13 protein-coding genes are annotated in these 12,579 nt (G+C 46.7%); 5 read left to right on the forward strand and 8 right to left on the reverse strand.

The genetic code is table 11. The features are described 5' to 3' along the window. The first annotated feature begins 64 nt into the window (after nt 1-64). The 3 genes from clpB (at nt 65) to GV030_RS16285 (ending at nt 4,337) form a co-directional block, all read left to right on the forward strand. Nucleotides 65-2,680 carry an ATP-dependent chaperone ClpB gene (gene clpB, locus GV030_RS16275; RefSeq protein WP_159584257.1) on the forward strand — a complete coding sequence of 872 codons (2,616 nt, stop codon included), beginning with the start codon at nt 65-67 and terminating at the stop codon, nt 2,678-2,680. Nucleotides 2,681-2,754: 74 nt separating this feature from the next. Further along, on the forward strand, nt 2,755-2,931 hold the full coding sequence (locus GV030_RS16280; RefSeq protein ID WP_159584259.1) for a hypothetical protein: 177 nt from the start codon (nt 2,755-2,757) through the stop codon (nt 2,929-2,931). A gap of 80 nt (nt 2,932-3,011) precedes the next feature. Then, nucleotides 3,012-4,337: a Gfo/Idh/MocA family protein gene (locus GV030_RS16285; RefSeq protein ID WP_159584261.1), complete on the forward strand. Its 1,326-nt coding sequence runs from the start codon at nt 3,012-3,014 to the stop codon at nt 4,335-4,337. A gap of 31 nt (nt 4,338-4,368) precedes the next feature. Here GV030_RS16285 and GV030_RS16290 read toward each other — a convergent pair whose 3' ends face one another. The 3 genes from GV030_RS16290 to GV030_RS16300 all read right to left on the reverse strand — a co-directional run bounded on the left by GV030_RS16290 (nt 4,369) and on the right by GV030_RS16300 (nt 5,686). Then, a complete protein-coding gene (locus GV030_RS16290) occupies nt 4,369-4,626 on the reverse strand; it encodes a Txe/YoeB family addiction module toxin (protein WP_159584263.1) in 258 nt (85 codons plus the stop codon). Next, nucleotides 4,623-4,880, reverse strand: coding sequence for a type II toxin-antitoxin system Phd/YefM family antitoxin (locus tag GV030_RS16295; protein ID WP_159584265.1), 258 nt, complete (start codon nt 4,878-4,880; stop codon nt 4,623-4,625). The genes GV030_RS16290 and GV030_RS16295 overlap by 4 nt, the downstream gene beginning before the upstream one ends. Before the next feature lie 122 nt (nt 4,881-5,002). Beyond that, on the reverse strand, nt 5,003-5,686 hold the full coding sequence (locus GV030_RS16300) for an energy transducer TonB (RefSeq protein WP_159584267.1): 684 nt from the start codon (nt 5,684-5,686) through the stop codon (nt 5,003-5,005). Between the two features lie 121 nt (nt 5,687-5,807). On the opposite strand from GV030_RS16300, the gene GV030_RS16305 reads away from it, so the two are divergent. Both GV030_RS16305 and GV030_RS21500 read left to right on the forward strand, forming a co-directional pair. Then, on the forward strand, nt 5,808-6,329 hold the full coding sequence (locus GV030_RS16305; protein WP_159584269.1) for a mechanosensitive ion channel domain-containing protein: 522 nt from the start codon (nt 5,808-5,810) through the stop codon (nt 6,327-6,329). A gap of 54 nt (nt 6,330-6,383) precedes the next feature. Then, the gene (locus GV030_RS21500) at nt 6,384-6,551 is read left to right on the forward strand and encodes a hypothetical protein (RefSeq protein WP_185155831.1); all 168 of its coding nucleotides are present in this window, start codon (nt 6,384-6,386) and stop codon (nt 6,549-6,551) included. A 136-nt stretch (nt 6,552-6,687) separates the two neighbouring features. Here the strand turns inward: GV030_RS21500 and GV030_RS16310 are convergent, their stop codons facing one another. The 5 genes from GV030_RS16310 to GV030_RS16330 form a co-directional block, all read right to left on the reverse strand. Then, nucleotides 6,688-7,833, reverse strand: a complete 1,146-nt coding sequence (locus tag GV030_RS16310; RefSeq protein WP_159584271.1) for a transporter — start codon at nt 7,831-7,833, stop codon at nt 6,688-6,690. A 94-nt stretch (nt 7,834-7,927) separates the two neighbouring features. Further along, on the reverse strand, nt 7,928-8,455 hold the full coding sequence (locus GV030_RS16315) for a hypothetical protein (protein ID WP_159584273.1): 528 nt from the start codon (nt 8,453-8,455) through the stop codon (nt 7,928-7,930). Nucleotides 8,456-8,535: 80 nt separating this feature from the next. Then, nucleotides 8,536-9,267 carry a carboxypeptidase-like regulatory domain-containing protein gene (locus tag GV030_RS16320; protein WP_221413400.1) on the reverse strand — a complete coding sequence of 244 codons (732 nt, stop codon included), beginning with the start codon at nt 9,265-9,267 and terminating at the stop codon, nt 8,536-8,538. 95 nt (nt 9,268-9,362) lie between these two features. After that, on the reverse strand, nt 9,363-11,786 hold the full coding sequence (locus GV030_RS16325) for a TonB-dependent receptor plug domain-containing protein (protein WP_159584277.1): 2,424 nt from the start codon (nt 11,784-11,786) through the stop codon (nt 9,363-9,365). Nucleotides 11,787-11,877: 91 nt separating this feature from the next. Further along, complete coding sequence (locus GV030_RS16330; RefSeq protein ID WP_159584279.1) at nt 11,878-12,573, reverse strand: hypothetical protein; 696 nt, start codon at nt 12,571-12,573, stop codon at nt 11,878-11,880. Nucleotides 12,574-12,579: the final 6 nt, after the last annotated feature.

The following is a 12,579-nucleotide window of genomic DNA, read 5'->3' on the forward strand; positions in this document are numbered from 1 at the left end:
ATTGGAATAGCATTTGTGAATCAGCAGATACAAGACAGTAGTTAAATGTATTAATCATACGAAGATGAACTTCAATAACTATACTATAAAATCACAGGAGGCCCTACAAAAGGCTACGGAAATAGCCAGCGGTGGTGGTCAGCAAGTCATCGAAACCGGTCACCTCATGAAGGCGATCCTGGTGTCAGATGAAAACCTGATCTCATTTTTGCTGAAGAAGCTGGGAGCCACAAGGCAGCTGCTAGATGGTAAGCTGGATGAGCTCATCAATACCTATCCTAAGGTTTCAGGTGGTCAACCTTACCTATCCAGTCAGGCACACCAGGCCTTACAAAAAGCTGAGAAGTACCTCAAGGATTTTGGAGATGAGTATGTGGCCGTGGAGCATATTATTTTGGGCCTTCTTGCCGGGGGTGATAAGACTGCCCAGGTGTTGAAGGATGTAGGGTTTGAGGAGAAGCCACTCATCAAGGCGATCAAGGAACTACGTGGAGGAGATAAGGTTACTGACCAGAATGCTGAGTCTAAATATCGGTCTTTGGAGCGCTATTCCATTAACCTCAACGAGCTGGCCAAAAAGGGTAAGATTGATCCGGTAATTGGGCGAGATGAAGAAATCAGGCGCATGCTCCAGATCCTGGCCAGGAGGACCAAAAACAATCCCATCCTGCTAGGAGAGCCCGGAGTGGGAAAAACGGCGATTGTGGAGGGAATGGCGCAGCGAATTGTGGACGGAGACGTGCCTGAGACGTTAAAATCCAAGGTCATTATTTCTCTGGACATGGGACTGCTGGTGGCAGGAGCCAAATACAAGGGAGAGTTTGAGGAGCGTCTAAAAGCCGTGATCAAAGAGGTGACAGATAGCGATGGTGAGATCATCTTGTTCATAGATGAGATTCACACCCTGATCGGTGCCGGAGGAGGTGGCGAAGGAGCCATGGATGCCGCCAATTTACTGAAACCAGCACTTGCCCGCGGAGAACTCCATGCCATTGGAGCCACTACGCTCAAGGAGTATCAGAAATATATAGAAAAGGATAAAGCGCTGGAGCGTCGGTTTCAGTCTGTGATCGTGGATGAACCATCTGTTCCAGATGCCATCTCTATTCTTCGGGGTATTAAGGACAAATACGAAGTACACCATGGAGTAAGGATAAAGGATGATGCGGTCATAGCGGCGGTAGAGCTTTCCAACAGGTACATCTCTGATCGGTTTTTACCGGATAAGGCCATTGACCTGATGGACGAGGCAGCTTCTAAGCTTCGGATAGAAATAGACTCACTGCCTGAGGAATTGGATGAGTTGAACCGGAAAATCATGCAGCTCGAGATCGAGCGGGAGGCTATTCGCAGGGAAAAGGATAAGCAGAAGGAGAATGAGCTGAGCAAGGAGATTGCAGACCTTACAGGCAGGCGAAATGAGCTGAAAGCCAAGTGGGAAAACGAAAAGGCGGTAATCCAGGGATTGCGTTCGGAAAAAGAGAATATAGAACGATACAAGACCGAGGCTGAGCAGGCAGAGCGCTCTGGTGATTTTGGTCTGGTAGCAGAGATCAGGTATGGTAAGATCGTAGAGTCAGAAAAGAAACTAGAAGCCTACAAGCAACAGCTTTCGGACATGCAGGGTGAAAAATCTCTGCTAAAAGAGGAAGTGGACAGTGAGGATATTGCTGAAGTGATCGCCAGATGGACGGGAATACCAGTGTCTAAAATGCTCCAGAGTGATCGGGAAAAACTCTTGCATTTGGAGACAGAGCTGGGTAAACGGGTAGCAGGTCAGGAGGAGGCCATTATGGCCGTGGCTGATGCGGTTCGCAGAAGCAGGGCTGGTCTGCACGACCCCAAAAGGCCCATCGGATCGTTTATCTTTTTGGGTACCACGGGAGTAGGTAAGACCGAGCTGGCCAAAGCACTGGCTGATTACCTTTTCAATGATGAGAACGCCATGGTGCGCATAGATATGTCTGAGTACCAGGAACGTCACGCCGTGAGTAGACTTATAGGTGCACCTCCAGGATATGTAGGCTATGATGAAGGTGGACAGTTGACCGAATCAGTCAGGAGAAAACCTTACAGTGTGATCCTGCTTGACGAAATAGAAAAGGCGCATCCTGATGTGTTTAACATCCTGCTGCAGGTGCTGGATGATGGGCGACTGACGGACAATAAGGGCCGGTTGGCCAATTTCAAGAATACAATTATCATTATGACCACCAACATCGGTTCAGGTCTGATTCAGGAGCGGTTTGAAAACCTGACGGATGAAAATGCTGAAGGATTGATTGAAGAGACCAAAAAAGAAGTTTTTGAGTTACTCAAACGATCTGTGCGTCCGGAATTCCTGAATCGTGTGGATGAAACCATCATGTTCAGACCGCTGAGTAAGGCAGATCTGAGAAAGATTGTTGCGATCCAGTTTAAGCTGATTCAGAAAAGACTGGAAGAGAATGGCATCAAGATCGAAGCGGATAACAAGGTGCTGGATCACCTGGGTAAGATTGGTTTCGACCCTCAGTTTGGAGCCCGACCCCTTAAGCGTGTTTTGCAGCGAGAGATTCTCAATGAGCTATCCAAGGATATTCTCAGTGGGAAGATTCTAAAGGATGCCGTAATCGGTGTTACTTTATCTGAAAACAACACGATAGAGTTTATTAACCTCGATGAGGTAGAAGTTGAGTAAAATTTACCTGAAGCCAGCCTTCGAAGCTGGCTTCTTTTTTTGCACCTATGTCCGCAAATAGATTTTCATCACTTATGCATACGGTTCGCAGGTTTCTCTGGGTATGCACCATTGGGTTTATGATTGCCTGGCACAATGTGTATTTTCAGGATGATCGCTTGCGTGAGGAGGACCGGATCGAGCAGACACAGTTGGAAGAGGACGAGGAGAAAGAGGCCGGGGACTTTGATTGGGAATCGGATCTGGCTTGATGTTTTTTCAAAGCGGGTTTCATGGAAAATCAATAAATTAAGAAGTTGAAAATTGATTGATCACCCACTAACCCAAACCCATGAAACGACGCACATTTGTCAAAAACACCGCACTGGCTGCCGGAGCACTCTCTTTTCCTAACATTCTCAGAGGCGGGATCAACCAACACAATAAGATCAATATTGGGGTAATTGGTTGCAATGGCATGGGATGGTCCGATACCAATTCCCTGCTAAAAATGCCGGAAGTGGACCTGGTGGGTATTTGCGATGTGGATGAGGGTGTGATTGCGAAAAGGCTGGTGGATTACCAAAAGCTGAGAACCAACAAACCCACACAATATGGAGACTATCGGGAGCTTCTCAATGATAAGAAACTAGATGCAGTAGTCATCGGCACCCCTGATCACTGGCACTGCAAGCAAATGGTGGATGCCGTGCGAGCTGGCAAGCATGTATATGTAGAGAAGCCAGTGGCCAATACCATTGAAGAGTGCGGAATCATGGTAGACGCTGCCCGTGACACAGGCAAGGTGGTGCAGACTGGTCAGTGGCAGCGGAGTGGTCCGCATTATCGGAAGGCCAGAGAGATTGTGCAGTCGGGAGTTCTGGGCAAGATCAGGGTGGTGAAGACCTGGGCATATCAGGGCTGGATGGGTGCCATTCCGGTGGTATCTGATGGGCCGGTGCCAGAGGGGGTAGATTATAAAACATGGCTCGGTCCTGCCCCAGCCAGACCGTTCAATCAAAACAGATTTCATTTCAATTTCAGATGGTTTTGGGACTATGCCGGAGGGCTGATGACCGACTGGGGCGTGCACGAAATAGACATTGCCCTTTGGATCATGGAGGAGAAGGCCCCGATCTCGGTGGTGGCTTCCGGAGGCAAGCTGGCCTATCCTGATGATGCTTCCGAAACGCCAGACACCCTGCAGGCGATCTATCAGTATAAAGACTTCAACATGCTGTGGGAGCACGCCACCGGTATCGATTATGGGCCATACGGTCGCCGTGAGGGCATAGCTTTCATTGGCAACAATGGCACCTTGGTGGTGGATCGATCCGGTCTGGAAGTTCTCGTGGAACGCGAATCAATCGGATACTCTAACAAAGGGGAATCAAAAATGAGCCCTGTTGCGCCGGTGACCAAACCTGACGCAGAGAATTACCTGGACATGCACACGCAGAACTTTGTGGCAGCTATGAAAGCCAACGATCCAGGGCTGCTCAATACACCGATCGATTCAGGGAGTATAGCCGCCATCAATGCGCAAATGGGAAATATAGCTTTTAAAACCGGAGAGAAGGTCTATTGGGACCAGGAGGCAGGGAAGTTTAAGAACAACCCGGAAGCCAATCAATACCTGATGGCCAACTACCAGAATGGCTGGAAGGTGAGTAGGTAGATTGGTTGGCAGTGCAGCGACCTTGACTTAATCAGTCATAATGATAGCGACAGGCATAAATCAGTAATTCATCCCCGCTTACCCGATAAACAAGTCGGTGCTCTAAATCAATCCGTCTGGACCAATGTCCGGCAAGATCATACCTAAGGGGCTCGGGCTTGCCAATGCCGTCAAACGGTGTTCTTTTGATGACTTTAATAAGGTCATTGATTTTTTTGACCATCTTTCTGTCAACCTTTTGCCAATAGACATAGTCCTCCCAGGCATTTGCTGTGAAAACCAGCGTCACTTTAGTTGTTCAGGGTTTGGCTTGTGGGTTTTACCTGATTTCATTTGCTCGATGGACTCATAAAGGCGATCGGCATTTTTTCTGGAATTGAGTAAGTGCAGGGTCTCCATGATAGAGTTGTACTCTTCGAGTGAAATTAATACCGTGCCTTTCCCGCTTTTCCTTTTGATCACTAAGGTTTCATTATCTTCTTCAACATGATCAAGGTATTTTTTCAATCCCGCTCTAAACTCTGAATAATTTGCTGCTATCATCTTTCGTCCATTTTAGTTGTACAAATATACGTACTTAATTATGGAAAGTTTGTAGGTGTTCAGAGCGGGATTGACAGAACTGAATACGCCTGATGAAGTTCTGTAGTGATCACTTTAAGTTTTTAATGTGCCAGAGAAAAAGTAATCGGTAACACCATTCGTACTTTCACAGCTCTGCCGCGTTGCTTGCCCGGATTCCATTTGGGACTGTTTTCGAGCACTCTTATGGCTTCCTCGTCACAGCCGAGTCCTATTCCTTTCAGCGTCTTTAATTCTGTGAGGGATCCGTCTTTGTCTATGATAAATTGTACATAGACAGTCCCGGTCACATCCATAGTCTTTGCCCTTTTAGGATACTTGATATTGGTGGCCACATACTCATAAAATGCAGATAACCCTCCCGGAAAGCTGGCTTGTGTCTCGATAAGCTCGCCCATATACACGTTGTTGTCCACTTCTGGCGATGGCTCTATCGGGATGTCGTCAAATGGAATGTCGTCTATGGGTTCTGTCTCTTCAATATAAGATTCCAGCTCACTGCCCTCCACGATAATGGGTGGTTGGGTGATTACCTGCTGCTTTTTCACAGGCATTGGCTCAGGTGGCTTGGGGGCCGGGATCACCGTGTTTGGCACTATATAGGCCTGTTCCCAGACAGGTTCACGAGATCCCAAATCAAGGGGCTCGTACTGGCCGCGCCATTCGAAGGCCGCTGTGACCAGCACCAGGGCGATAACCAGGCCAATGCTGAAGAATAGTGGAGTTTTAGGCTCCAGATCGTACGCTGCATTTTTCTTGAGTTCCATGAGGTAATGGTTTAGGTGAGAAAAGATTATATGTATTAAACGAAATTTTTTAGTCAGGTATTGTGGTCAATATGCGGAGCAGTGTGGTGGAGTTGCCGATTCAGGAATTACTTTTGCAGTCATGAAATTTATTGAGTTTCTCAAATCAACGGATAGTTTGACCATCCAGCTTCTGATCACAGCTGCATTGGTGCTGCTGTATGCCATCCTCAATAAAGTGACTTCCAGACTCATCAAGCGCTATGGGAAGCGAAGAGAAATATCCACACCACGCGTGGTTTATACCACCAAATATTTTCGGTTTGTGCTGGTGGTGTTTATCCTCCTGCTCTTGGGGTTGACCTGGGATATTTCATTTGAGGGGCTTTCTGTTTACTTTTTGTCATTCTTCACCGTGGCAGGCATCGGCCTGTTTGCGGCCTGGTCCATCCTGAGTAATATCACTGCGGCCATCCTGTTGTTTTTTTATTTTCCTTATCGCATTGGAGACCGGATCCGCATTGTGGATGGCGACAATTCCATTGAGGGCATTGTCAACGACCTTAACATGTTTTCCATTATAATCAAAAACGATGAAGGCCAGAAAGTGACATACCCCAATAACCTGGCTTTGCAGAAAGCGATTATTTTGATCAATGACTAATCGGAGCGAATCATTTTTATGCTTAAATTGTATTAACTAAAAAATATACTCATCATGACACACCAAGAACTAGAAAACGAGATCAAAACCCTCGAAGGCCAGCTAACCGGCGACATGTTTCAGGATATGGACATCAGAGACAAAATCCACAACCTGAAAATGACGCGGGATGGTATCAAACCGGCCAACCAGGTAATTGAATGCGTAGGATGCGGAAGCTAAGTTCTGGGAAAATATAAGCCATTAAAAAAAGGGCCTCCGATAACAATCGGAGGCCCTTTTTAGGTCTAAGAAAAACCCTGAATCCAGCGGAAACAGGCTTTATTGGGTTATCATAATAGTAAAGAAGTAGTCGTTGTTAAATGCCCGTTGGCGATTGAATTGATTCCAGTACCGGAGTGCTTTTCCCAAATCTGTAGGAAAAGCTAAAATTGATCAGGTAGTCGGCAAAAGCGGCATCACCATGTCCACCACTTTCTTTGTCTGAAAAACTTCTGGTGCGGTTTCGCTCCACGGCCACAGGTACTGTAAGATTGAAGGCCGTATTTCTGATGCCGTAGGTCAGTCCTGGCTCCAGAGAGATCGCATACCCAGGTCTTCTAAAACCTTCGTCGCCTCCTATCAGGTCACTGGAAGGCACCCCCTCCAGTCGGCCACCACCATAGAAAAACAGGCCATGTATAGGTGTCATCACCAGGGCTCCGAGCCTGGCAGCATACTGGTCTGGGACAGAGAAGTCTCTGCTTCGTCCTCTGGTTTCCAGGGTATAATATTCACGAGGATTAGAAAGATAGTAGAGGTTGGCGCTGATGACCACCCCATTGGAGAGGGTATGGTAGCCTTGCACATCCAAAGTAACTCCATAGCCCCCATCACCGGGTTGGATGGATTGATCCACACCGGAGAGGATGGTTTGATCCTTATTGTCTCCCTGGTTATAAAACTCGTCCTGAGCACGATAGTCACCCGAGGCAAATTTCATCCCCAGTCCAATAGATGCATTGGTTCCGGTACTTTCCGCAGGATCCAGTAGCCAGTAGGTCATTCCCAGCCTGATGTCAGCCAGTCCCGCACTACTGGTAGCGTGTCTGTCTCCAGCCCAAAATTCATTTTCTACAGTGGATATGTCATCTTCTTTGGGATTGCCACCATGCTCATATAGGGACGATCTGTTATGGTGCACAAAAGGGAGAGCTACATTGAGCGATAGTCGGTCTGTGAGGCCGTAGCTCATCAGGAAGTCAAGAAAAAATGAGTCATTGATCACTTCTGATCCTTCTTTTACCCGGTTAGTTTCTTCATGTTTCCCTCGGAAATGTTTGTAGGAATGAAAGTAACGGAAATTGGTTCCGGCTTGCCATTGGCCCTTTTGCAAGGAAGCTCCACCGCCCACATTGGCTCCACATCCGGAGCGTATGGCCACGCATCCTTGTGCGTGGATCTGATTGTAGGATAATAGGTACAGGCATAGGATACCTGCTATGGTTAGGTATGAATTTTTCATTGTTTAGGTTTTAGTGCATCGTACAAACACCCATCTTCAGTGAATTTTTGCCGATGAATTGATTCAAAAAAATAATAAGACGAGATATGAATCTTTAAACCTGAGGGGGTGGGGTGGTGATGGTAGAATAGCACTCTGTGAGCATGTCAGAGGTACTGAAAAATGATGTTTCTGTTAGCTTAAAAAGTTTTTCAGGAAGTAGGTCATGGGTATCAGCCAGATAATCTTTGGCAATTGACTTGAGCAAATTCACTTTTCCGGAATGCTCCGAGTCAGAAGTATTCATCATTTTTATCCAATCTGAGATGGATTGATTGAGCTCCTGCACTGCGTAATCTTCTGCCACGATCAAGTGAATGGCATCTTGAGAATATTTTTCGAGAACCGTTCTGTATTGTTTACCGTTAATGGTGATGCTACCATGCGATGGGCGATATTCGGATTGATCAGACCAATAAGGCAGCGTAATTGGGATCGAAATGTGTTTCATATCAGGAGTCACATCCACCCGCACGAGCCACTCTTCATTGATTTGCTTCATGCTATACCAATAGTAACCCAGATACCCTATATGGTAGAGTAGGAAGAGTGTAAGAAAGCCTAAAGCAATGAGTCTTTTCACGGTGTGGCCTGAATCCAACTCGAAAGATAATAAAAAATGTTTGAGACTTGAAAATTTCAACAAGGCTGGGTCCAGCACATTCAACCTCGCTGGTCACGTTTAAACTCGGTGAGTTTGGCCAGCAGATCTTCCCGAATTAGATAAAGAGGCGTTTTGTCCAGATAATCCAGAGAATAGTCACAGTAAAAAATGAAATCCGTGAGTTCGTTACCTTCCAGTGCCGTTACTTCATGTACCCATTCCCTGGAAAATTTGGCAGATACACGTTGCTCTCTGTGTTCATTTTGGATGACCCGGTGATATTTCCGCTTCTCCTTTTCCTGCTTGCTGAAATTGTAGTACATGGCAGAGAGTGGATGTGTGGCCATGTATAATGGATTTTTGATCGTTTTCTCATTGAGCATGGGGTCTTCTTTGGCCACAGGCAAGGGCATCCCATGATACCAGAAGGAGGTGTCTTCGGGCTGGTAGTTGAGTATTTTTCTTTTGAATATCTCTTCTGTGGGAATGTTTTGTACGATGACGTCATTCAGCAAAAGGGTATCCTGGGGAAGGGCTAGGCTAATTTCCTTGTCCAGCCACTCCTGCCGGGCGATCCAGCCAAGTGTTTGATATCCCACAATGGAAAACACGATGGTATCACCTACACTCGCCGGAATGCGGAACCGGCCCTGGACATTGGTGACGGTGAGCTGATTGGTGGAGTAGTTGGTTACATGTGCAAACTGCACCGGTTGGCGAGTGGCTGAGTCCACCAGCACTCCAATAACGGGGTGCTCGTCCTGTGCCACGGTTTTCAGTACCAGCGACATTAAAATTACCAGAAACAAGAACGTCGGTTTCACAGCACAAAGGTCTGACAAAAAGATGACAGGAAACCGGAATTAGGATTTTTTAACATTTACGACTACTCCACGATCAGATAGCTCTGTCTGAAAACGGGACTCCCATCTGAGGTAAGACCCTGCACTTCTATCAGGTACTCGGCATCTTCGTCGGAGGTGAAAAAACTGAAAGTGGCGGTTCCGTTCTGATCGGTTTGAACCGCAGGGTTCCAGTACAGGGTGGCCCGGTAATCTGGTTTTTCTTCAGTGATCACATCATAATTTGGGCTGTAAAACTCTCGTGGCTGATAATATCCGGGGAGTTTGAAGTTGGTGATCCCCACTACATCCAGATTGGCATAGGATTGCTCGCTGCGTGGATATATGGCGATCACGCCACTGGCACCTACAGCCCCGAATATAGAAGCCTTGGCGCCCGTGAAGTAGTCTATGGAACCAACATCGCTGGGCGAAAGGTCCTGCATGACAAACTCCTTGTCTACCTGCATACCGTCATAGAAAAAAGCAACTGTATTGCTCCCTGAAAAGGTGGAGGCACCACGGCTTTGCATGGTGGTGGTGTTAAACCCTGGAATCTGGAGTGCATTGAAGACATCAGCCATACTGGCAGCGCCCAGACGAGGGTCCACCGGCATAGAATCCAACTCCACCCTTGTGGTGGGGTTGTTGTACATCAGCGCTCGGCTGCTTACCGGATCGTCATAAGGGTTTTTGGATGACTTAAATTCAAAGGCATCCAGCATGATGGCACCACCTTCTGAAAAGGCCGCCTCAATCTCTCTTATCCTGTTCATTTGCGCTTCCGCATCTGAGATGGCATCATCCATTTCCGCTTCTGGAATGGGGACTAGTGGGATTACCACAGGAGGAATTTTTCTTTGGTTCACTTTGATGTAGTAAGCATCGTTTTTTTCCTTAGTGGGGTCCTTTTTGGCCTTTTTTCCGGGTTTTTGGGCCTGCAGGATAATGGATACAGTATCCTGAAAATCCAGGCCAGCGAACTGAAACCTACCGTCCTCCCCGGTTTCTACAGTAGCGTTGATCAGTGGGTTTTCGAGTACCGTCAGGCTGACGTTGCCGGGGGCGGAGTGCTGTCGGTTGTAATACTTAAAGAGCTGCCCGCTGATACTCTGATGTTGCTCCAGAAAGTGCTGGATTTCGGGTAAATCCTTGTTGATCACTGTGGCCCATTTGAAACGTCTCCATCCTTGTGTAAGTAGTAAATTATTGAGCGCTTCCACTTTTTCCATGTCCACATCAGCAAAATAATACTGTGGCATTTCTATGTGCCCCTTTAGGTCTGAGGATAAAAGGAGGTGGGTTTGAATAGTGTTTTTCATTGGGAGATCCAATGAAGCCTTGAACACGGAAACCGACAAATCTGCCAGGCCATTATATTCTCCGAGGTGATCCATGGACAGAGAAACGCTGGTTTTACTCCGGTTCGCATTTTTTTCTGTGTTTTCAATAGTCAACGTGGGGTCACCCTGACTCATGATGAATGAAAGCCGCTCAGCAATGGCCAGTCCGTTAGCATCGAACAGCGTAAAATAGACCACTCCGGTAGGCAGGTTCGCGGTAGAAAAGGAGGAGTACATGTAGCTGTTGGTAGGATCAGGTTTCAAAAGCATGACGGCTTTGCCACGCTGGTAGCCCAGCAGGAAGTGATTTTCGAGAGAATAGTCTTTGGTCAGGACCTTGAGGGTCATTTTTTCCAGGGCGGGAGTTACCTGAATAATGGCTCCGTTTGGGCGTACTGTTGGAAGGGGAAATTCGAAAACGGAGCCCTGATACGAAACACGCGCTGTGTACGTTCGCTCGATAGTCGGGATTAGTTTAAAGGAGCCCATGCCTGCAAACTGGCTTTGAAAATCAGTGATTTTGTTGGCCTGATCATCCACGATTTCTCCTGAAATGCTTACACCAAGGCCCTTTTCGTTGATGGCTTTGAACCCCACCGAGGTGATCAACCCGCTAACCAAATACCCGCTTTCAGGAAAGAATTGTACATCAAAGGCTGTCGGAGGATCTTCAGCCTTAGGGTATGCTACCCATTTGTTAATGATTTTGAGCGGTTGGGTATAGAGCAGTGACCGATCAAAATTGAGCATATAATTGGTATATGCCTTCAGAAAATAATCCCCATCAGGGAGGGAGTCGCTAAGGTCTATTTCGGCAAACCCGCTGCCATTTTCCAGCTTGAGAACGCGGGAATATAGTATGCGCTGATTCTGATCAATGAGCTCTACATTGAGTACTTTGCTCAGTTTACTGGCTTTCAAGGTGTTGGCATCCGTCAGGTAGGCTTTAAACCAGAGTGTCTCTCCGGCAGCGAGGATCTGCTTGTTGGTATGCAAAAATACTTTTTCCTGGGGTCTGAGTTCCAAATATTCGGTGAGCTCATCTACGACCAGTGTTTCGATGGGCTGTGCGAAATGGTAGGTAGCGTGTAGCAGAAAAATCGTCAGGGCAAAAAATTTTCTCATCTATGAGGCGTTAGATGGCATAATATTAACCAAAGTGTAACCTATTTGGGAAGTAAATGGGGTGAAAAACCTCAAAAAAAGTACTCCAGGATTAAATCGCGAGGTTTTCTATTTCAGAAAAGGTAAGAGTAGGTTGGTTAATCAGGGTGGTGTCGGTACCTATTTCGATGGAGTTAGACTTCCAGGAGTCTCCAAAACGTGAAGGTTTGATCAATTTGACCGGTAGGCCTTCGCTCAATAGCGTGAGCCCTACGATCTGAATGTCTTCCAATTTGACATTTTCCCCAAAGTAAATGGCGTTTGATTGATAGTTGGCAAGCTCAGGATCTACCGGACGTTCGTGAATATAAAATCCCAATTTTTGAAGTGCATAAGCGCTGTTGCCATCAGGAGCATGTTGGTAGTATCGGATTACTATGTCAGTTCTTGCCTTGTTAGGGGGTAGTTGGCTTAGGACTTCTGCTTGATAGTTAGCTTTCAAAGTTTGAAAAAAATTGCTCTTTGATGAGCTCTGTACCTCAGAAGTTTCCTTGGCTTCCTTTTCTGCATCTCCTGTCGGGCTTTCAAATTCCGGCTGATCTTCAGGTATAGTCTCAGGTTTTATGGCAGGTTCGGCGGTTTCACCATGGCTTTTTACACTGCTTTCCACTTTCGGCTTTTGATTGAGTCGATGTTCGTCAGGGGCATAGTGGAATCCAAAAAAACGATCGAGGACAAAAAGGATGAGGAAAGTAGAAGCAAGGAATAAACTATAGGATATAAACCGATAGCGATGTTCAGGTTCCATAGGTTA

Source organism: Marinoscillum sp. 108 (assembly GCF_902506655.1).
GTDB lineage: Bacteria > Bacteroidota > Bacteroidia > Cytophagales > Cyclobacteriaceae > Marinoscillum > Marinoscillum luteum.